Source organism: Levilactobacillus enshiensis, assembly GCF_007115095.1.
Classification (GTDB): domain Bacteria; phylum Bacillota; class Bacilli; order Lactobacillales; family Lactobacillaceae; genus Levilactobacillus; species Levilactobacillus enshiensis.
Map to the genome: position 1 here is coordinate 17,736 of NZ_SULH01000002.1, position 19,807 is coordinate 37,542.

Sequence of the window (19,807 nt, forward strand, 5' to 3'; positions counted from 1 at the left end):
CACCCAGCAGCCTATCCGCCACTACATGTTATACTTGGCTAATTACTGAGGGAGGCCTGTATGATGAACACCACTGAATTTTGTCGTTGCGCCCATACTACGCGCGATACCCTGCGATTTTACGATACCCTTGGCATTCTGAAACCCCAGCGACTACCGAACAACTATCGGGATTACACGGCAGATGATTTAAACAACTATCAGATTATTCAGAATCTAAAGGCAGCTGGAATTTCTCTATCTGAAATTGCTCAGATTCTGGCTTTACGAACCCAGCCAGTAACGGCGAGCTGTCGCAATGACGTCCTGACGATTATTCAGCAAAATGCTGCCGACTTCGCAAAGCAACAGCAGTTTTACGCCCAATTATTGCAGATCACGAATCAGATGCACGCCTCACTGCAGGCCGGCCATCAAGAACAACTAGCTGGCTTGATTGAACAGTTTGGCCGGCTTGGTGAACCAGCTGCTTCTCGCCATCCTTGATGAAAAACTACCCGACGAAAAAAGTGTGATTCGGTCCACTCAGGACAAATCACACCTTTTTAATTGACCGGTCATTTTTAAACTGATTGGTCGGGATTATACATCATTGCGTGCGGCCACCTTATCTGTCACAGCATTAAGGACAATTACCAGCAAACTAAGCACGATCATATTTTCGCCACAGATAATAATACTGGCAATTACTCCCAAAGATAATCAGTAACAAGCAAAATAAGATAATGTTACCAAATGATGAGACTGTTAGCTGCCAATCTGACCCCATCAGAATAACGACCCCTAACATCAAAAGACAAATACTTGTGAATAATGTATTCATACATGCGTTGTGCACACGTAATGCAACTGCCTGGTCGCGTTCATCGTCAACAAAATACAGTCCTGAAAAGGATTTGACACCCAAATACTTTGACAAGTACCAGCAGAACCCGCCTAGGTTCACGGTGATTAGAACAACCACCAATAAGTTCAACCAAGATGGCATGTTCACCCAAAACAGGATACCCAAAATAATCGTGGTTAAATTGTTACTCCAAAAACTTAAGCGAACAATTCTTTGCGCTCGTGTCATTCTTCATCCTCCTTCGCCTGATAGCTAAACAGCGTATCAACCGTTGTGTTTAAAACGTCCGCTAACTTAAAAGCCAGCGTCAGGGATGGGTCATATTTATTATTCTCAATCGCGTTGACGGTCTGACGCGTCACTTTGGTTAATTCAGCTATTTCTGCCTGCGATAATTTCAATCGTTTCCGCCGAACAGCAATACTATTCCGCATTTTTTCACCTCGCGATGTCAAAAACTATTGACACTTATAGTAAAACATATTTGACATTCGATGTAAATAGTTTTTGACATTCAGGCCTTAAATCTACTTAGTTCAAGCAACAGCAAAACTTCGGGCCCTAGTAAAACTTATCTAGCTATTAACCTAACGTGTATCTAACCAGTTCGATGCACGTCTTGAGTGGCACACCTAAACCGACCAAACTGAGATAATTTTCATCTCAAAGTCTAGCCGGTTTGGTCCTTCTTGATTTAGCCATGATGGTGTGTACTTGTTACTTGCCGAGCCCCATTGACCTGCATCGCAACTGGATACAGTCTTTGTGCTAACCACCAAACCGTCCCACGCTGAACCAATAAGGTAGTTCCCAGATACAGCAATAGTGTTGTCGAACTTCCAGTCCACAATTGATCGACACCTAGATGCACCGCTACCCCGATTACCCACCATAACAGGGTCAACCAATTTCCTTGACGCATCACAACGCCCGCCTCGTTAATCCATAAACGATAGGATTGGGCCCGCAACGCGCCAAATAATACCGCACCTAGCAAACTCAAGCTCCCAAAAATAACGGCTTGCTGAACCGTAATCTGCAAGTGTTGCTTCTGAAAGGCATCACTGATTGACGCCATGCCCAATAAGATTACCAAGCCAAGAAATTTTACTTTGAAACGAATCACTCGCGGTGCCAATTGGCGCTTGACGACCATCCACACTAACCACATGCCCAGAACCCAATTAGTTAAATCTAAATTTTGCATCTGAATCCCTCCGAATTACAATTAGTAACGTTTATTTTATAAGTCTACAGAGAGGATACGATAACTACAGATCTCTTGTCCCGTTGATTACGCTAAGTGGTTAAATTTGATTGCTAAGTGGTCCTCATTGACCGATAAATATTAATGACGATTGTATTCGGAATTTCATTTAGGACGCCTAATGAAGCACACGTGGAATTCTTCCTAAAGACAACTGAAGTCAATGCTAAAAACCCGCATTCCCTTGATAGTCAACGCTAAGGAAATACGGGTTTTTAAATTAATTTAATGCTTTAAAATCTCCCAGTAAATGTAGCAGGTTTTTAGTCTACATCTGCTAAAGACTGGGTTTTAACTATTCTTCTTTCTAAATTACATTCTCACTCTAATCAGTCTCGCTTTTGCCACTTTTTCCAACCCTTAAATGTAAACAGGGCGAGCAGTGCGCCGACCCAAGCCAATTCAGACTTTTGTTCGCCGGTCTGTGGTAAGGTGCCACCAGTACTGGAACTATGAGTTCCCATGCTAGAACCACCACCATTGTTACCACTTGAATAACCGTAGCTACTGCCACCTGTTGAACCTGATCCACTGTAACCCGAGCCACTGCCACCTGTCGAGCCCGTTGAACCCGAGCCACTGTGACCTGAACCACTACCACTAGGTGTGCTAACTAGCTCGTCTGCTGCCGATCCTGTACTGCCAGTTCCATGGCCACCAGTGGTACTACCATTACCGGAACCTGTACTGCCGCTTCCATTGTTATTACCATTACTGGAACCAGTGGTACCATTGCCGTTGTTACTACCATTGCCGGAACCAGCATTGTTGTTCCCACTGTTATTGCCATTACCAGAACCAGTGTTGCCGTTACCATTACCAGAACCGGAACCACCGTTGCCGTTCCCATTTCCGTTGCCAGAGCCGGAACCGCCGTTGTTGTTCCCATTTCCGTTGCCAGAACCGGAACCGCCGTTGCCGTTACCATTTCCGTTACCAGAACCGGAACCACCGTTGCCGTTTCCATTTCCGTTACCAGAACCGGAGCCGCCGTTGCCGTTTCCATTTCCGTTACCAGAACCGGAACCACCGTTGCCGTTACCAGAGCCGGAACCACCGTTGCCGTTTCCATTTCCGTTACCAGAGCCGGAACCGCCGTTGCCGTTTCCATTTCCGTTACCAGAACCGGAACCACCGTTGTCGTTCTCATTTCCGTTGCCAGAATCGGAACCACCGTTGCCGTTTCCGTTGCCACCTGATCCGTCACTTCCATCAGACCCATTATTGCCATCGGAACCGTCACTGCCGTCAGAGCCATTGCCTGAATCTGAGTCACTGTCGTTACCATCGGAACCGTCACTGCTGTCAGAGCCATTGCCTGAATCTGAGTCACTGTCGTTACCATCGGAACCGTCACTACCGTCAGAGCCATTGCCCGAATCCGAGTCACTGTCGTTGCCATCGGAACCGTCACTGCCGTCAGAACCATTGCCCGAATCCGAGTCACTGTCGTTGCCATCGGAACCGTCACTGCCGTCAGAGCCATTGCCTGAATCCGAGTCACTGTCGTTGCCATCGGAACCGTCACTGCCATCAGAACCATTACCTGAATCCGAGTCACTGTCGTTGCCATCGGAACCGTCACTGCCGTCAGAACCATTGCCCGAATCCGAGTCACTGTCGTTGCCATCGGAACCGTCACTGCCATCAGAACCATTACCTGAATCCGAGTCACTGTCGTTACCATCACTGGCATCCGAGTCATTACCATTACCGTCGGAACTGCCATCACTATCTGAGTCACTACCGTCTCCGGAGCCACTGCCATCACCAGATCCGTCGGAATCGTTGCCGTCACCTGGCTGACCACCATTTCCATTACCACCGGTTCCTGGACCAGTTACGTTTCCACCGCCAGACTCATCACTTCCACCAGGATTTTCACCATCACTCGCATCTGAATCACTGCCGCTACCGTCGGATTCATTACCTGAGTCTGAGTCACTGCCGTCTCCGGATCCATTGGAATCGCTACCATCACTGGTGTCTGAATCACCGCCACTGCCATCGGAACCGTTGTCTGAATCCGAGTCACTGTCGTTGCCATCGGAACCGTCACTGCCGTCAGAACCATTGCCCGAATCAGAGTCACCGTTGTTGCCATCACTGGCATCCGAGTCATTACCATTACCGTCGGAACTGCCATCACTATCTGAGTCACTACCGTCTCCGGATCCATCTGAATCGCTGCCGTCACTGGCATCTGAGTCACCACTGTTACCGTCAGAGCCATTACCTGAGTCTGAGTCACTGCCGTCACCGGACCCATTGGAATCGCTACCGTTACCATCTGAGCCGTTACCCGAGTCCGAGTCACTGCCATCACTTGAACCGTTGGAATCGCTGCCATCACTTCCGCCAGGATTTTCACCATCGCTAGCATCTGAGTCGCTGCCACTGCCATCGGAACCGTTGCCTGAATCCGAGTCACTACCGTCACCGGACCCATTGGAATCGCTGCCGTTACCATCTGAGCCGTTACCCGAGTCCGAGTCACTGCCGTCACTGGAACCGTCGGAATCACCGCCGTCACTACCACTAGAGCCATCGGAACCATCATTACCGTCTGATTCATTGTTACCGTCGGAACCATTTCCTGAGTCGGATCCGTTATTACCATCTGAGCCATCACTACCGTCCGAACCATTATCTGAGTCAGAATCGTTGTCTTCTATCTTTTGGAAAACGTGAACAACGACCTGTTCTTTGTCAGTAAATTTTCCGGTTAGCTCCCCTTGTGTTTCTTTGTAAACATACCCCTTGATATCTTTTGGTTGTGCATCGTAGTCTTCACCAAGACCACCCTTCAGCAACTCGTCCTTACCAATCTTATTTCCCTGAGTATCTACATAAGAAACCCGCACTGGTTCAGAATCATCCTTGAACCGGTAATGGACGATGTATGTCCACAAGACAGTGTTAGTGAATACAGGATCACGAATCTCACCGATCATCGCATACCGATCCTTGACAACCGCGGTGTTAGTAAGCTGGCCATCTGTGAAATTATCATCATCGCCGACAACTTCTGGATACTTTAAGTCATTGTAAACTACGCCCTGATCCCCATCGTCCTTGCCATCACCACCGCTAAAGTGAATCCGATAAAATGGTGTTGCTGATAGTAAAGTACCATTGTCCTTATGTCGGGTTTCCTTGGTATACATCGGTACCGCGTAACGATCAACCGCATCCATACCCAGTCGCCGGTTCTTAACCGTTAATGTTTTATTAGAAATGCGTCCCTTTATTTTGCTACCACTCACAATAACTGTTTTAGAAATAAGCTGATTGTCGCACTTGAAGTCATCTAACTGTAACTGGCTCAAGACACCAAAATTCTCAATTTGACAATTTCTCAAATCTAAGTCTCGAAGTGATGTTACCCCAGCCAATGGCCGAACATCTGAAAGACGGTTGTTTGGTAACTTCAGTGTTTGCAGATTTTTCAGCTCTCTTAAAGGCTTCAGATTGACAACGTTTCCTTGTGCCGAAACGATGGGGTGTTCTCCATATGTGGTATTCCCATCATTGTCATAGTTCGTAGCCGAACCGTCTAAGATCAAGGTATGCAGTTTGGTTGCCTTCTCTAGGCCTTCCAAGCTCACCGGTACACGACTCTGAACACCACTACCAACAACGTTATCTTTATCGACAATAATTTCTGTAATGTCATTCATGTGAGACGGCTTGATATCCTCAACCGTCTTAATGCGTTTCCCCATTTGCTGCAGGGTTCTTAAAACAATCTTTTGTAATTCTGGACTGGGCATCCAATCTGAAATAGATGCTCGTCGACTACTAACCTGACTGGATTTAATTTTGTCCGTATCATCGGCACTAGCTCTGGGTGTATCCATGGATAGCCCCGTCCCCATCAGTGTTGCTGCCGCTGTCAGCCAAAGTGTTGCTCGTACATTCTGTGCCATTATTTTTTCCTCCAACGTTATATAATTTGATTTTTGTCTGCTGTTCTTACACCGATGGTTAACATCCTATCAGGTTAACCAACAGAAGAAAATAAATTATGATGGGTGCAATCAAATAAGGAATCATCGCCGTTAAACGATGACTCCTTATATTGTATCTAATGTATCGTGACCGCTTGTCAGTGTTGGGATTTGCGCCCTTAATGAGAATGCCCCTTAGCAACAAAAATAGCTTTTATCGATTACCTTAATTCACACAACTAGACTTGCAAGCTGAAGCCGCTATTTCTCACCAGTCGCCAGATGCCATGACCAAGCGATTCCCAATAGCGATATCCCGCCCGTTCCCACCATGGTTGCTTGGAATCCCGTGACGAATGTTGGTCCATGAAACTGATAAAAAATAATCACCGCCACCGTTGTTCCCAATGCACCACCTAACAATCGCGACGTGTTATAAATGCCAGCCGCTTTACCAATCTGGTTTTGCGGCGCTGCCCCAATGACCGCCTTTTGTAATGCTGGTCCGGCTAACGACAATCCAACGCCAGCCAGCATTAGCGGTCCAAGTAAATCGATATAGTTGTTACCTGCTAATAGTGCAAGCAACCAGTAGCCCACACCCTGACAAAGTAACCCTAACGTAGCGACCCCGCGCTCACCAAATTTATCGACCGCTTGTCCCGCAAACGGTGCGACGAGTACCAGCGTCCCCGTCCAGGGCAAAAGTGCCAGTCCAGCCATTAAAGCTGACCCTCGTTGACTCGCCTGCAAATACTGCGGTAGGAAAAACACAACACCGTACATAGAACCATAGAGACAAGCTGTTGCGAGATTCCCTCCAGCAAAAGCTTTACTCCTAAAGAGCCGTAAGGGGATCATCGGCGTCCCTTCATGTGATTGACGGTAAACAAAAATCGCCCCACAGCCAATACTGGTAACACCCACTGCAATGCTCCAGCCCAATTGGGCCACCGTCAAACCACTGGTCGTTGCCGATAAAGCCCACACACACCCCGCCGAAGCAATCGCCACTAAGAAATTATCAATCATATTAATTGGTTCAGACTGACCATAGCTTTCCGGAAGGTGCCGCAGGGACCACCAGATAGCCAAAATACCGATAGGAACGTTAATCCAAAAAATCCACTGCCAGGTCAGTCGTGCCACAATGAAACCACCAAGTGAGGGACCAACGATTAAGGCAAGCCCCCCAATGCCACTCCAGATTCCTAAAGCGCGCCCGCGTTGTTCAGCCGGTAGCGCATTTGTCAGAATAGCCATGGACATGGGTGTCATCACCGAGGCCCCCACTCCCTCAACCACTCTGGCCAGAATCAACCCGCTCATACTGGGTGCCAATGCACATAGAACGGACCCAATCGTAAAAATCAAGATGCCCCAATTGTAAACTTTTCGGTGGCCCCACCGTTCACCCACGGCAACACCAACCAGTAAAACAGCGGCAATAGTTATGTTGTAAGCATTCAAGGCCCATTGCAACGACCGCACTGAAATCTGAAATTCTGTACGAATTGCTGTCGACGCTGTCGTCACGATCATAGTGTCCATCATGGCCATGAAAAATCCTAGCGATGTCAGCGTGAGTAACCATTTGATTTCAACCTTTTCCCCTATCATTTCACCATCTCCTATTTTCAAAGCATAGTTCAAATGTTTTTGAACTATGCTTTGAAAATAACACGGCTGGTAGCTACTGGCAAGACCATAACCAAAAAAAGAGCAGCACCTCGTGGTCTCCTCTTCATTGGTCTATTCATCTATAAGTTTTGCCAGAAATGAATCAAGTAGTGGTCAAAAGTTGACCGGTCTAGTGCAACAAATTTTTCACGGGAAACCTTATGCACGGTAATCAATCCCGCTTCCTGAAGAATCTTAAAATGATACGAACCGGATGTCTTACCAATCCGTAAAGCTTGATCAACGGTTCCACATGAAACCTCATGGTCTAATTTATCCAAATAGCGAATAATCGCTAGTCGAATCGGATCAGCCAATGCTTTGAAGACGTCAATACTATTTTCACCTGTGTGTGTTTGCTCTGTCATTGTATTTGTCCTATTTACTTGTATTTTCTAGTCAGCTAGGTATCTGTTAAGTTTACCAAAAAGCCAGCTAAGAAGCACTTTTCTAGACTTCCCAGTATCAGGTGGGGCAGCTTAGAACTACGCCTGATACTGCTGCCAAAATTTTTTAATTGCTTTGGCAACGTCTCGAACTAACGGACTGAAAATCACAATTACTGGTACCAATGGTCCCCAGACCAACGCCGCCAAACAGGCAATTCCGCCAACCACCACGGTGCCCCGCACAACTTTCAATAACCGTTGGGCTTCACGAATATCTGTCGCGGACCAGTCATGAGCCTGTTGCTGATCGCGATAAACCACGTGAAAGAGCCACCACAGGTACCCATTAAAAATTAAATATGCCAGTGCATAAATAAAGTTGTTCAACCTCGCTAACGGATTCATCGCCAATAATTGCGTTAATAACGGCATGAGTGACAGAAAAAACAGAAAGTAACAATTTAAAATAATCAATGTGCCGCTAATTTGCTTAACTCGGCTAAATAATTTTTGATGAAAATACCAATAGGTCGATACTAACAAAAAACTCGCAATATAAATAAAAATGTTAACCGCAAAGTGACGCCAACTGCTTGACCACAGCTGAGTGCTCAACGGCGCTTTAATTTCTAAGACCAGCACCGTTAGAATCACCGCAAAGACACCATCATTAAACGCCATAAAGCGCTCTCGAGAATTTTCAAACATCGCTGCCACTTCCCCTCGAAAAGTCACTATACAGGAAGAACCCGTTAAAGCGATCAGCGAACTCGCTGTACGTAAGATACGGGGTATCAACTATCCAGTTTAGTCGTCAACTCCCCACGGAACTGCAACATTTTCTTTTCATTGGCAGTGTTGACCGTACAACTTTTACATGATTCACAGTTGACTGACGTCGCTTGTATGACGATCTATGCGCCAACGATATGTTTCTAGCCAGTCTGTTCATCAACCTAAATCATCTTTTTTATCCGTTGTCAGCCGGCGTTTTTGCCATTAGAAAGTTTGTCAGTTCAATGCCATTGCGAACCACGACTTGTTGCTTCATGACCTGATAACCTTGCTTTTTAAAAAATGGTTGCGCCGTCAATGATGCAGCCGTCGTATAGGTTGGCACTACCACTGCTTGTTCCAAAGCATCAACTAGCCGGCTGGCAATCCCCAAGCCTTGACAATCGGCACTAACAAATAATCGGTCTAAATATCCCGTTGCGGTCATGTCAGCAAATCCCACCACTACCTTACCTACCACGGCAACGTAGGTCTGATGTGCCAACAATGAGGTCTGCCATTGTTGCCGAACTGCTGGTGTGTCTGGTCCAATCCAGGCCGTAAGTTGTTCAGATGAATAGTCTTGCCCATTTACTCGGCGAATCGTGTCCCGATATAGCTGTAGAACAGCCCCCAAATCCGTTGGCTGGTATCGTCTCAAGTGCATGCCGTCTCGCCTTCCTTCTAACCGTACTGTCACACAATCATCCTTTACTGGTGTTTTAATGTCAAACCGGGTAAATTAGACCTAAATACTTTCTCAGGAGGAATCCACGATGTCGCTCGGTCAAACGCTCAAAACTGTCCGTAAACAACAAGGTCGCTCACAAAAGGACATTGCCGCTGGCATCTGCGCGCAGTCCATGCTTTCCGCAATTGAAAATGACCACTATACGCCCAACGCCAAATTGTTGCTAGCACTCTGTCACCGGTTGGCCATCTCACTCGACGAGATCAGCCTGGCCACCGACTTTGCCATCAGTGGGGATGATGCCCTGAATACTCAAATGCAGGCACTGTGCAATCAGCATCGCTATTTAGAACTACGCGATTTTTTACTGAACCCCCACACGCTAGCGGCTGTTACCACTGCACAGCAAACACAGGCTTACTACTATTACCTGGGGGTCGCCCAATTACATGTCGACACACATTTGACTGCGGCTGAACAGAATTTACAGTTTGCCACCACCATGACTGAAGGACGCACACCTTCTACCCTGACCCGTCTGTCACTGGCATCACTGGCAACTGTTCGTGCGCAACAACAGCGCCCGCAAAGTGCCACCACCTTAATTAACCAAGCTCTCGCCAATGTCGACCAGGGGCCTTATGAAGAAAATTGCAATATTATCTTTTATCTGGCAGCATTAACCGCCTACTTTTTACATGAGCCGCAGCGGGCTACCCACCGATTGTTAGCCGGCATCACTTACATCACGGATCACAACTCCCACTACATGTTGGCCAATAGTTATCGACTACTTGCAGAAATCGCTGAACGCGCGGGTCGGAACGTCGAAGCAGCCACAGCTCGCCAAAAGCAACAGTTTTTGACCGACTTATTTCATGAAAAAGTTCCCGATAATTTCTAAATATCAGTTTACTGATTTTTAATCAGAACACAATTCACTTAAAGTAAGGCCATCCAATTAAGGAGGCCTTTTTTATGACAAAACTATTATTTCAAAACAACATCGCGATTCACACATCGTTAGACCGCGTTCACGCAATCTTGGCGCACCCAGAGAATCTACCCTTATGGGATGACGAAATTAGTCAGATTACACCGACTGCCACTGGGTTTTACCTCGTTCGACAATCTCCCGCGCTAAACACCCATGAACGGGTAACGGTAATGATTACGGGTAACCAGATTGGCTACAACAGTCAGGAAGGCCAATTGCCCTACCAACTGATCTTCACGCTGACCGAAAAAGGCGGCCATACTGAAGTCGTTGAATCGCTTAGCGTACCCGACAACGCTGCCTTCCCCGTCCCATTAAAGCTAATCAGCCCTATCGCCAAAGTAGCCTTTGCGCAAAAACTAAAAAATTTAGCGATGCTAGCTGAATCGACTAAGGCGGTGACCGTCTGATGCAAGCCATTGTTCAAGACTCCTACCAAGGCATCGACGCCCTAAAGCTCGTCAATCAACCAACACCCCACCTCTCTCCCTTAGGCGTAGGGATTGAAACACGTTACACTCCAGTGATGCCTTACGACGTCCTCACGGAAACTGGTCAGCTCCACCAATTACGCCCCGTCAGACTCCCAATCGTAGTGGGATATGGCTTCGGTGGCATTGTTCGCCAAGTCGGTCGCTTACGCAATGCGCGGCTCCGCAATCAACCAGTTATTGGCGTCCACCTGCAAGGAAGTCATCAGGAACAGCTGGTTTCGACAGTGCCACCCTTGCTGTTTCCAGTACCCGAGAATGTGTCTTTGGCCGCAGCCACCACCCTCATTGGTGGCGCGGACGCCGCGTATTTTGCAGTGAAGAAAAGCCACCTGCAACCGGGAGCAACCATCCTGGTAACTGGCGCTAGTGGTGGCGTTGGCACCTATTTGATTCAATTATTACGCCTTTTCGGTCAGCACGTAATCGCCGTTGGTCACTCCAGTCGCCACGATTTCTTACGAGAGTTGGGTGCAGACCAGGTAGTGGCCTATGATCGACCGTTGACCAACCAAATTGCCGGATTTAATGCCGTCACTCAGATTATTGATCTCGCCGGTTCCGTGACTCTGTTGGACCAACTGACCGCAAACTTAGTATCTGCCCCAATCCTATCCTTGGCCCTGCAGCGCTACTCCTCACCATCAAAGTTACCATTCGCATTTGCCAGCGGTGCAATTAGTCCTGGTGATTACCGCTGGCTATTGGCACAGCTTGCACAACACACGCTTAAAGCGATGATTCAAGCACAGTTGCCATTCACGGCGGTTAAGACGGCCCAGCACCATTTGCTGGCCGATCACGCAGCTGGTCGAATTCTGCTCACTTACAATCAGGAGGTCTAACGCATGCTGATCAATTTAACGGTAAATTGGGAACACCTTATGTCACAGCTGTTTACATTATGGCTCATTGGCTGGGGCCTTCGCGCCATACTGATTGGCCTCCTACTCGGTGGTCTGTTCTGGTGGCTCAAGCGATCACATTAAGAAAATTTGGACGTAAAAGGATCGAAATAGGGACCGCTTCAGCCGATCACCTATTTCGATCCTTTTTAAGTTGTCCGTCCCTCAAAGACCAACGCCAGACTATGCGTCAATTGGCTGAGTTCCACGGCAGTTGGCGGTCGACCAGCCGTAAAATCGTAGGTCAACATGCCTAACATAACACCACCAATGACGTTTACTTCTAAATCCGTTGCTGGACGTTGCAACACCGGCTCTAAATGCCGCATCAGCAAATCCTTGATTCCTGTCAGTAGGCGCCCTTGAATTTGTGGAATTGTCATCAACGATTTGATTGGCCGATGCCATTCATCCAAGAGTTGGGTTAATTCTGGTTGTAACTGACGAAAGGACTGATTCATGCCTACCCCTTCACACATCAGACTGGCACGCTTGGTGAGTAGGTCATCGAACCACGCTAGAATGGTCTGGGTAATCTGATCGGCCACATCATACTTATCCTGATAGTGTTGATAAAAAGTCTTGCGATTGACCATTGCTCGCGCCGCAATGTCCTTCACCGTGACCTTTTTAAAGCCATTTGCTAAGACCAAATCAATAAAAGCGCTCTCTATTAATCGGTGTGTCTTCTGAATTCTTAAGTCCATCATATAATTCCCCCTCCCATTAATAACGCTATTTTTGTTGGGATATGTCCCCACATTCACTGTAATTGTTCCTGTATCCCCTAATTCACAGAGAAATTGACCATTTTAGAACAAGCTATTTTAGTCTAATATGCCCATTGGAATCAAGAAGGGGGACTGTATCATGTTACAAGTATTTAAACGTAAAAATATTTGGCTCACCATTCTAGCTAGTATCTTCTTAATCGCCACCTTTGCTTTCGCTCAGGTCGGTGCGCGCAGTACGGCCAAGGTTCGTCACCTACCGATTGCTTTAGTTGTCAACGATACCGGCACTAGTGCCCATACTCTGTCACAGAAGCTCTTACGTGAAAACCGTCAAACCAACGCTAAGATCAAGTGGATCACCGTTCACCATCAATCAGAGTTGGCAAAAGGCTTCGCCAGCGGCCGCTACTACGGTGCGATGGTCATTCATTCCGGCTTTGGTCAGGCATTAACCACGCAACAAACTTATCTTAAGGACAAGATTGTCACTGCCAAACTGACGGCCCTCGCCACGAAGACACCGGCGCTTGCCCAAACCGCCTCATTTCAGGCTAAGCAAGCGCAGGTTCGCGCACTTGGTGAGACGCAGCCCCAAACCGCCCGTATCTCGCTATACGTTAGCCAAGGGAATAATGCCACCGTTGCCAACCTACTGACTACCGCACTGCCACAACTCGTCACCCGTCTCAACCAGCAGATTGCCACTAAATACCAACGAGTTGCAACGACTGCCAACCTCGCATTAACCGCGACGGACTGGGGCAAACTCCAAACACCGATTCACACGACCCTCGTGACGCGCAATCCGCTCTCTACTAAAAAGCTCAGTGGCATGGCTCCCATGTTGATTACAATTTTCTGTTGGATTGGTAGTCTGATTGCAAGTCTACTAAACTGGCGGGACCACAAAAAATTTGAACCCCAGCGCACGGACGGCCGACTATCGGTAACCAGCGTCACCAGCCAAATCTTGAGTGGCACCGTCCTGGCCAGTGCAATTGCCTTAACCATCTACGTCTTTACCAAAGTTTGCTATGGCGTTCCGATTGCTCAGCCAATTCCGTTTTTACTATTGATTGGCTTTATCAGCTTTGTTTTCTTGATGCTGCAAACAGCAATTCTCGATACACTAGGTCTCAAAGGCTGGCCCATTCTCTTAGTCATTTGGATCATCTCAATGGGCGTCATCACGTTCGTGCCGCAGATGCTCAGTCCATTTTACCAACACGCCGTCTATGACTGGACACCGATTCGCTTTGCCTACGATCTGATTACCAAGCAACTGTATCTCCAGGATGCCAGCCTGTGGGGGTCCTCGTTTGCCACCTTACTTGGCATTGGTGTGGCCGCCATTAGTTGCATGTACGCTTCAACCCTGCCGAATCGTAAGCTGCAACTCGACTAAAAAAGGTGTGGTTAATCCCGTCAAAAACGGATTGACCACACCCTTTTTAGCACAAATCTGTCACCCTTCAGGTCCGGTTGACTTGAAGAACTGGCGATAAGTGACTCACCTAAACAACTGCCGCTACTTTAATCGGCCTTGCCCCATAGGAACTGAATCAAGCGCCGATCCACCTGCGGATTCTCATGTAGCTTACTGTGACGCGCTAACTTTCCGGTAAATTTGATTTCCTGATACGACTTGGCTCGTGGCGCCACCAAATACTTCAACGATAAACTGGCCACGTTCGGAACGGTGCCATCAGTGTGGCCGCCGATATCGCCATACAGATTGAGCACGCGGACTTGGTTCTTCGGCAACACCTGCCGCAGCTTCGTCATCTCCCGATAAGTCGCATTCATATGATTTGGTTTTCCCGTTGCATCAAGTTTTAAGTTAGCCGGTTGCTGAACACTGGCTGGCATACCCTTAAAATTTAAGCCCGCAAAGTGACCCGCAATATCGACCTGCTTGCTTAACTTAGGCAACTTGTGATTGTGTTGGTTCACTAGGGAATAGTAGATCAGGGAAATATTGCCCAATGAGTGACCCACCATGTTGATACGCTTAAAGTGATACTGTTGCTGTAGAGCCTTGACCACGTTGGTTGCCCAGACGCCATGCATCCGGTAATCCAGTTGGCGATTGTTTGCGTAGTTCACTTCGACGATGGGGTTAACGGCCCCCGGCTTAATTTTACCTGCCAACCGAACCTGCCCCTGACGGTCGACCATTGCGCGAATGATTGTTTGGGTGACACCAGCTTTTTTGGCCGCATTCGCCATATGCTCCTCAGCACGATAGCTACTCCCACCACCGTGAAAGAACAACGTCGGCGTCGTTGACTGTTGGTATTTAGACGCTGTAGGTCGCGCGGCACAGCCAGCCAAACTGCCAATCAATAAGCCGATTCCCACCAAGACACCCAAGACCCTTAATTTCATCTAATCCCCCCTAATTTACAATCCATTATACAAACTTAGAGTAGGTTGAAGGCAAGCCCTAAATAAAAAAACATTAACCCGATAATTTTCAGGTTAATGTTTTTCGTTTAGTCTACTTCAGTTGTTAACCGTTGGCGTGCAGCCGCAATAATCGGCTCAGCCAACCCCAACCGTTCCGCTAACCAGATAGCTTCACTGGCACCGACCTGATGAAGCAACAAACGATACGTCGGTTTTAGTGTCTGGGGATCAAAGGCCATCGTCGCCGTCATGAAGGTCGGACAAGCCACCGCGTATTCCTTGATTGCGCTAAAGTGGGTCGTCGCAATGATGGTGGCGTGCTGTTGTCGCAAGTACTCGATGATGGCAATGCTGAGGGCCGACCCCTCCTCAGGATCGGTACCACTCCCAATTTCATCCAGGAGCACGAGGGCATTGTGCTTGATGTTCGCCGTCATCTCTACTAACGTTGTCATCTCGGCGGCAAACGTACTCAACTGAGCTGTGATGCTCTGATTATCCCCAATATCGACCCAGAATTGACTGAAGACGGCCATTTCAGTGCCGACTGCAGCGGGTAACTCTAACCCCACCTGAATCATTAAGGCAAATAAGGCAATAGTTTTCAGAACAACGGTCTTGCCACCGGAGTTAGCCCCCGTGATCATCAGACCTTGCTGTGGGGTCAACTTAATATCGAGGGGCACGGCGTCTTTCAGTAACGGATGACGACCCGCCACGATTTTGATATGCTGCGTCGTATTCAGCTTAGGCAACCGACTATCCGTTTCCAAGCCGTACTGACCACGCGCCATAATTTGGTCGAACTGGCTAAGTAATGCTTGGTTCTTAGTCAAGGCGTCCCAACTATCGACCACGTCGCCCGTCAAGGTCACCAGTAGTTGGTAAACTTCACCACTTTCATCAGCAAGCAGGCCCGAAAGCACAGCTCCCTTCTTAGCGGCCGTAGCCGGTTCAAAGAAGACTGTGGACCCAGTTGCCGACTGATCGATGATCTGGCCCTTAAACCGATTCTTTTCCCCCGCTTTGAGTTGGACACACACCCGGTCATTGCGGGTGATTAGTCGGTTACTTTGGACGGAATGGGGATGCTTTTGCACAAACTGTGTCAGTGCCGTTTGAACCTGCTGCCGTTGTTTGCCGATTTTTTGGCGAATCTCGGCCAACTCAGGCGTGGCATCGTCCGCCACCTGACCGTGAACGATGATGTGCTCTAACCGTTGCTGTAACCCACTCAGCTGTGTCGTTGCCGTCATCAATTCCGTTAGCATAGGTGCCAGCGTCTGATGAACTTGTAGCGTAGACGTCAAACGCCGCAGATTAATCAAAAAGTGATTGATCAAGTCCAGTTGTGGCGCATTTAATAATAAGCCTTGGTCTAATTTTGTCTGTAAAGCCGTCAATTGATCTAAATCAAAGTAGGTAAACGTCACATTATTCGCTAATAACCGGTGGGCTTCCGCCGTTAAGGTCAACTGCTTACGAACAGCACCTAAATCGGTCTGGTTAGGCATTGTTTGTAAGGCGGATGCGGCCCGTTTACTATGGGTATACGTGGCGACTGTGGCTAAGATTTGATCCAATTGGGTAATTTCTTTTAAGTTCAATTTGTTCTCCTTGCAGCGAACAGCATGGAGAAACCTTCAGTTATTTGACTTGTCGGTCCTGCTGTTTGCTAATACTTACACGAATTCGTGTCGGACATCGCGCGACAATCTACCGCACTCATTAACGTCACTCCTTATTTTTCAATGGATTTAACTGTAACATACGCTAGTCTTTTGAGCAAATTCAGCCGCCGTGATTACTGGTTTGATTTCACAAACCAAACCTGAGCGAGTGGCAATCCCCTTTCAACAACGATTTGGCGCCATATTTATAGTGCGTTTTTAATAAGCAAAAAAGGTTCTGCGGGCAATTAATTAGCGCAACTAAACTAACCAGTCTTAGTCACACCACTATTGCCTTAGAACCCTTTCAATAATGCCCATATTCAACTTAATCAGTAGACGGTTGTGCTTCGTTTTCCTCATCCAATTGATCACAGTCGATAATTAACTGACAAACCTCTTTTTCGGGGGCTAACTTCATCGAGTACTTCCGGCCATATTCAATCATTGTATGATGGGCCTGATGCAGTTCCTCCGGCTGCAGGACACTTACGATCTTATTTTCAACCTGCAGCGGGGATGCCGACTGATCGACAAAATGAAGTCGCTTAGAGATTGCTGAAACGTGAGTGTCTACCGCAAAGGTCGGTTGGCCAAAGACATCGCTTAACACTACGTTGGCCGTCTTACGCCCCGCACCTGGCAAGGCCATGATGCCCTTTCGGTCGGTCGGAACCACATCATCAAGCTCTTCATGGACGATTCTAGCCGTCTTGATAATGTTACGTGCTTTGTTATGGAATAGCCCCACGCTCTTAATGATTGCCTCAACGTCAGTCACGTTGGCAGCCATCAGGTCTTTGGGCTCCGGGTACTTGGCAAATAAGGTTGGCGTGACCTTGTTCACCGACACGTCCGTTGCCTGCGCACTTAAAATCACCGAAACCAGAAACTGGAAGGGTGTTCTGGCATCTAATGAGGGGCCCACTGGTCCAATGTCCGCTTCCATTTGATGAATAGCCCATACGATTTGTTTGTCTTTTAGCATACGGTTTCCTCGATTTCCTTAACGTCTTTGATTGTTGATTCAAGTTTACCGCAAAAGTGCCAGCGATTGGACTAAATCCAGCAACGGCTTACAAAAATATCTCCTTTCAGGCAGTAAAAATTGGTTCCAGAAAATCATCCACTGATTTCCAGAACCAATTTTTACTGGTTACCTGATTAAGACTTACCAGACGCCTAATCGCGGATTTCGACCTGCAAATAAGTTATCTGATTGTCTGAATCAAATTGATACGTGTCAAACCCGTGAAAGGCAAACAGCTGGCCACTACTCTTCCGGCCAGCAACGGCCCACTCGGCTTGGTAGTCCCCATCGGTCACATTGACCCGACATAGGTGGTGTAGCTCCTGATTGTCTTCGAAAAAATGCGTAAAGAAACTCGCAATTTTTACCGGTGTGTCAGCCATGACCCCATTAGCGCCTTGAACCACAGCAGTACTTGCAAAGAGCGCAATTATTTGATCTCGAGCGTGCTCATCATGAGATGCTAAATCCGATAATTGAAAATACCGCCGAATAATTTCTGCTTTTTTATCCATGGAAGTTTCCTCCTCGCATAATCAATCAGTGTAGACTGATTACTTGAAAAGTAAAAGAATCTAATTAGCAGAAGTTACAAATAGTTCGGTCAATGATGCATACTAGCTGGGTATTGTGCTAAGTGAGCTAACCAATAGCCACGATTAGTCATGATTCCTGACTTAAAATGAACCCTTCGCTTCACTAATGACGCGGCATGTCGTCCTTAAACCGCTGCTTCAGCTTCTGCTCACTTGCCTGTAGGAGGTCTTCCGCATCAATACCATACAAACTACTAATGACTAGTACCTGATCTAAGGCGTCCGCCAGCTCTTCTTTTAAGTTCGCCTGTAGCTCTTCAGGAGTTGCCTTCTTCTCACCCGGATGATCCCGACCAATCTCGATGGCGCGAATGGCGCGCGAAACTTCGCCCGCCTCCTCGGTCAGAAAATTCAGGTGAACAAAGGGAGAATATTGATACCAATTACGTTGCTTGTAAAAATCGACCAACCAGGCTTGATGTGCTGTAATCGTCACTTGCGGTTCCTCCTCTTATCTTTTAGGGTATATCTTCAACTTTACCAGACTTATTCCCTGACGCAACTAACCCTGCTTATAAATTAACTTATGATCCCAGAATCGATTGCTAATGTGCTTATTACCTCATTTCAACCGAGAAATCTTCTTTTCCGTACAAATAATGCCCCAAGCAGCTAGCAGCATGATGCCCATCGTAAACAAGACTGGCCCTAGCCAATTCGTCCTCGCGAGGAGCCACCCACCAATTCCTAAAAATAGGAGCGCCGGTAACCAGCCAACCCTAACTAGCCAAGGATAGCGTTCCCGTAACAGTAGCTTTGGCGTCAACGCTAACTGTTGCTGAAACTTGTTAATCCCGTTCAAAACGTAGAGGTTCAAAAACCCTTGGGCAAAAACAACTAAGGGTAACCATTGCTCAAGCGGTAATGACGAAAAAGAATATAATCCCCATACAGCTAAAAAAAGTGCTGCACTGGCCACCAATGGCCAACGAACATTTTTTAGCCGCCCGCGAACGGTTTGCCGTTTAATCCCCAGAACAACCTGCGCGTCCTCTCGCATCAACTGATCCAAAGAAAGCTGGTACAGGTTACTTAACGCAAGCAAGCTGTCAATGTCTGGATAGCTGTGACCCGTCTCCCAACTCGAAACCGTCTGACGCGCAACATGTAGTCGACTAGCGACGTCTTGTTGCGTGAAGTTCTGCTGCTGTCGCGTAAGCTTTAAGCGTTCTCCCACGCGTCCTACCACTATTTTGATCAGCTTGGAACTGAGAGTACCCGCGTGAAGAAGTATGACCTTTCTTTGACAGCTACCTTACGTTTTTCCTAAGCCAGCAAAGAAAGCGTAAAATCCAAGCAAAAAATGACCACGCCTAAGCAAAATGCGGTAGGATAGCAACATGTTAACCGTTAGAAACATTTGGAGCATTATTCGGA

20 protein-coding genes are annotated in these 19,807 nt (G+C 47.4%); 5 read left to right on the plus strand and 15 right to left on the minus strand.

Annotated features, from left to right (window positions below):
- Positions 1–60 precede the first annotated feature (60 nt).
- On the plus strand, positions 61–486 hold the full coding sequence (locus FAY32_RS02665; RefSeq protein WP_143461928.1) for a MerR family transcriptional regulator: 426 nt from the start codon (positions 61–63) through the stop codon (positions 484–486).
- Positions 487–643: 157 nt separating this feature from the next.
- Here the strand turns inward: FAY32_RS02665 and FAY32_RS02670 are convergent, their stop codons facing one another.
- The 8 genes from FAY32_RS02670 to FAY32_RS02705 form a co-directional block, all read right to left on the minus strand.
- Positions 644–1,075, minus strand: a complete 432-nt coding sequence (locus tag FAY32_RS02670) for a hypothetical protein (RefSeq protein WP_143461929.1) — start codon at positions 1,073–1,075, stop codon at positions 644–646.
- Positions 1,072–1,281, minus strand: coding sequence for a helix-turn-helix transcriptional regulator (locus tag FAY32_RS02675; protein WP_143461930.1), 210 nt, complete (start codon positions 1,279–1,281; stop codon positions 1,072–1,074). The genes FAY32_RS02670 and FAY32_RS02675 overlap by 4 nt, the downstream gene beginning before the upstream one ends.
- A 260-nt stretch (positions 1,282–1,541) precedes the next feature.
- The gene (locus FAY32_RS02680; protein ID WP_143461931.1) at positions 1,542–2,054 is read right to left on the minus strand and encodes a hypothetical protein; all 513 of its coding nucleotides are present in this window, start codon (positions 2,052–2,054) and stop codon (positions 1,542–1,544) included.
- Positions 2,055–2,443: 389 nt separating this feature from the next.
- Complete coding sequence (locus FAY32_RS02685) at positions 2,444–6,043, minus strand: MucBP domain-containing protein (protein ID WP_143461932.1); 3,600 nt, start codon at positions 6,041–6,043, stop codon at positions 2,444–2,446.
- A 282-nt stretch (positions 6,044–6,325) separates the two neighbouring features.
- Positions 6,326–7,684, minus strand: a complete 1,359-nt coding sequence (locus FAY32_RS02690) for an MFS transporter (protein WP_143461933.1) — start codon at positions 7,682–7,684, stop codon at positions 6,326–6,328.
- A 140-nt stretch (positions 7,685–7,824) separates the two neighbouring features.
- On the minus strand, positions 7,825–8,112 hold the full coding sequence (locus FAY32_RS02695) for an ArsR/SmtB family transcription factor (RefSeq protein ID WP_143461934.1): 288 nt from the start codon (positions 8,110–8,112) through the stop codon (positions 7,825–7,827).
- Between the two features lie 117 nt (positions 8,113–8,229).
- Positions 8,230–8,841 carry a TMEM175 family protein gene (locus FAY32_RS02700; RefSeq protein WP_143461935.1) on the minus strand — a complete coding sequence of 204 codons (612 nt, stop codon included), beginning with the start codon at positions 8,839–8,841 and terminating at the stop codon, positions 8,230–8,232.
- Between the two features lie 262 nt (positions 8,842–9,103).
- Positions 9,104–9,574 (minus strand): GNAT family N-acetyltransferase, encoded by a 471-nt coding sequence (locus FAY32_RS02705; protein ID WP_143461936.1) that lies wholly within the window; start codon positions 9,572–9,574, stop codon positions 9,104–9,106.
- 109 nt (positions 9,575–9,683) lie between these two features.
- On the opposite strand from FAY32_RS02705, the gene FAY32_RS02710 reads away from it, so the two are divergent.
- From FAY32_RS02710 to FAY32_RS02720, 3 genes are all read left to right on the plus strand, one after another.
- On the plus strand, positions 9,684–10,502 hold the full coding sequence (locus FAY32_RS02710; RefSeq protein ID WP_143461937.1) for a helix-turn-helix domain-containing protein: 819 nt from the start codon (positions 9,684–9,686) through the stop codon (positions 10,500–10,502).
- Positions 10,503–10,576: 74 nt separating this feature from the next.
- Complete coding sequence (locus FAY32_RS02715; protein WP_143461938.1) at positions 10,577–11,005, plus strand: SRPBCC family protein; 429 nt, start codon at positions 10,577–10,579, stop codon at positions 11,003–11,005.
- Entirely contained in the window at positions 11,005–11,931 is a 927-nt protein-coding gene (locus FAY32_RS02720) for an MDR/zinc-dependent alcohol dehydrogenase-like family protein (protein ID WP_143461939.1), read from the plus strand. Before FAY32_RS02715 ends, FAY32_RS02720 begins: the two co-directional genes overlap by 1 nt.
- A 209-nt stretch (positions 11,932–12,140) precedes the next feature.
- On the opposite strand, the gene FAY32_RS02725 is transcribed toward FAY32_RS02720, so the two are convergent.
- Positions 12,141–12,701, minus strand: a complete 561-nt coding sequence (locus FAY32_RS02725) for a TetR family transcriptional regulator (RefSeq protein WP_143461940.1) — start codon at positions 12,699–12,701, stop codon at positions 12,141–12,143.
- A gap of 160 nt (positions 12,702–12,861) precedes the next feature.
- Here FAY32_RS02725 and FAY32_RS02730 point away from each other — a divergent pair, with 160 nt between their 5' ends.
- Positions 12,862–14,130, plus strand: coding sequence for a YhgE/Pip domain-containing protein (locus tag FAY32_RS02730; RefSeq protein ID WP_143461941.1), 1,269 nt, complete (start codon positions 12,862–12,864; stop codon positions 14,128–14,130).
- A 128-nt stretch (positions 14,131–14,258) separates the two neighbouring features.
- On the opposite strand, the gene FAY32_RS02735 is transcribed toward FAY32_RS02730, so the two are convergent.
- The 6 genes from FAY32_RS02735 to FAY32_RS02760 all read right to left on the minus strand — a co-directional run bounded on the left by FAY32_RS02735 (position 14,259) and on the right by FAY32_RS02760 (position 19,607).
- Positions 14,259–15,113 (minus strand): alpha/beta hydrolase, encoded by an 855-nt coding sequence (locus FAY32_RS02735; protein WP_143461942.1) that lies wholly within the window; start codon positions 15,111–15,113, stop codon positions 14,259–14,261.
- Between the two features lie 107 nt (positions 15,114–15,220).
- Positions 15,221–16,741: an endonuclease MutS2 gene (locus FAY32_RS02740; protein ID WP_143461943.1), complete on the minus strand. Its 1,521-nt coding sequence runs from the start codon at positions 16,739–16,741 to the stop codon at positions 15,221–15,223.
- Between the two features lie 391 nt (positions 16,742–17,132).
- Entirely contained in the window at positions 17,133–17,792 is a 660-nt protein-coding gene (locus tag FAY32_RS02745; RefSeq protein WP_143461944.1) for an endonuclease III domain-containing protein, read from the minus strand.
- A 194-nt stretch (positions 17,793–17,986) separates the two neighbouring features.
- Positions 17,987–18,349: a nuclear transport factor 2 family protein gene (locus FAY32_RS02750; RefSeq protein ID WP_143461945.1), complete on the minus strand. Its 363-nt coding sequence runs from the start codon at positions 18,347–18,349 to the stop codon at positions 17,987–17,989.
- A gap of 184 nt (positions 18,350–18,533) precedes the next feature.
- Positions 18,534–18,866: a MazG nucleotide pyrophosphohydrolase domain-containing protein gene (locus FAY32_RS02755; protein ID WP_143461946.1), complete on the minus strand. Its 333-nt coding sequence runs from the start codon at positions 18,864–18,866 to the stop codon at positions 18,534–18,536.
- A 126-nt stretch (positions 18,867–18,992) separates the two neighbouring features.
- Positions 18,993–19,607: a helix-turn-helix domain-containing protein gene (locus FAY32_RS02760; RefSeq protein ID WP_158727528.1), complete on the minus strand. Its 615-nt coding sequence runs from the start codon at positions 19,605–19,607 to the stop codon at positions 18,993–18,995.
- Positions 19,608–19,807 lie beyond the last annotated feature (200 nt).

Excerpts from the sequence above, each read along its gene's own strand:
- FAY32_RS02665 (WP_143461928.1), top strand. The coding sequence starts at position 61 with ATGATGAACACCACTGAATTTTGTCGTTGCGCCCATACTACGCGCGAT.
- FAY32_RS02670 (WP_143461929.1), bottom strand. The coding sequence starts at position 1,075 with ATGACACGAGCGCAAAGAATTGTTCGCTTAAGTTTTTGGAGTAACAAT.
- FAY32_RS02675 (WP_143461930.1), bottom strand. The coding sequence starts at position 1,281 with ATGCGGAATAGTATTGCTGTTCGGCGGAAACGATTGAAATTATCGCAG.
- FAY32_RS02680 (WP_143461931.1), bottom strand. The coding sequence starts at position 2,054 with ATGCAAAATTTAGATTTAACTAATTGGGTTCTGGGCATGTGGTTAGTG.
- FAY32_RS02685 (WP_143461932.1), bottom strand. The coding sequence starts at position 6,043 with ATGGCACAGAATGTACGAGCAACACTTTGGCTGACAGCGGCAGCAACA.
- FAY32_RS02690 (WP_143461933.1), bottom strand. The coding sequence starts at position 7,684 with ATGATAGGGGAAAAGGTTGAAATCAAATGGTTACTCACGCTGACATCG.
- FAY32_RS02695 (WP_143461934.1), bottom strand. The coding sequence starts at position 8,112 with ATGACAGAGCAAACACACACAGGTGAAAATAGTATTGACGTCTTCAAA.
- FAY32_RS02700 (WP_143461935.1), bottom strand. The coding sequence starts at position 8,841 with ATGTTTGAAAATTCTCGAGAGCGCTTTATGGCGTTTAATGATGGTGTC.
- FAY32_RS02705 (WP_143461936.1), bottom strand. The coding sequence starts at position 9,574 with ATGCACTTGAGACGATACCAGCCAACGGATTTGGGGGCTGTTCTACAG.
- FAY32_RS02710 (WP_143461937.1), top strand. The coding sequence starts at position 9,684 with ATGTCGCTCGGTCAAACGCTCAAAACTGTCCGTAAACAACAAGGTCGC.
- FAY32_RS02715 (WP_143461938.1), top strand. The coding sequence starts at position 10,577 with ATGACAAAACTATTATTTCAAAACAACATCGCGATTCACACATCGTTA.
- FAY32_RS02720 (WP_143461939.1), top strand. The coding sequence starts at position 11,005 with ATGCAAGCCATTGTTCAAGACTCCTACCAAGGCATCGACGCCCTAAAG.
- FAY32_RS02725 (WP_143461940.1), bottom strand. The coding sequence starts at position 12,701 with ATGATGGACTTAAGAATTCAGAAGACACACCGATTAATAGAGAGCGCT.
- FAY32_RS02730 (WP_143461941.1), top strand. The coding sequence starts at position 12,862 with ATGTTACAAGTATTTAAACGTAAAAATATTTGGCTCACCATTCTAGCT.
- FAY32_RS02735 (WP_143461942.1), bottom strand. The coding sequence starts at position 15,113 with ATGAAATTAAGGGTCTTGGGTGTCTTGGTGGGAATCGGCTTATTGATT.
- FAY32_RS02745 (WP_143461944.1), bottom strand. The coding sequence starts at position 17,792 with ATGCTAAAAGACAAACAAATCGTATGGGCTATTCATCAAATGGAAGCG.
- FAY32_RS02750 (WP_143461945.1), bottom strand. The coding sequence starts at position 18,349 with ATGGATAAAAAAGCAGAAATTATTCGGCGGTATTTTCAATTATCGGAT.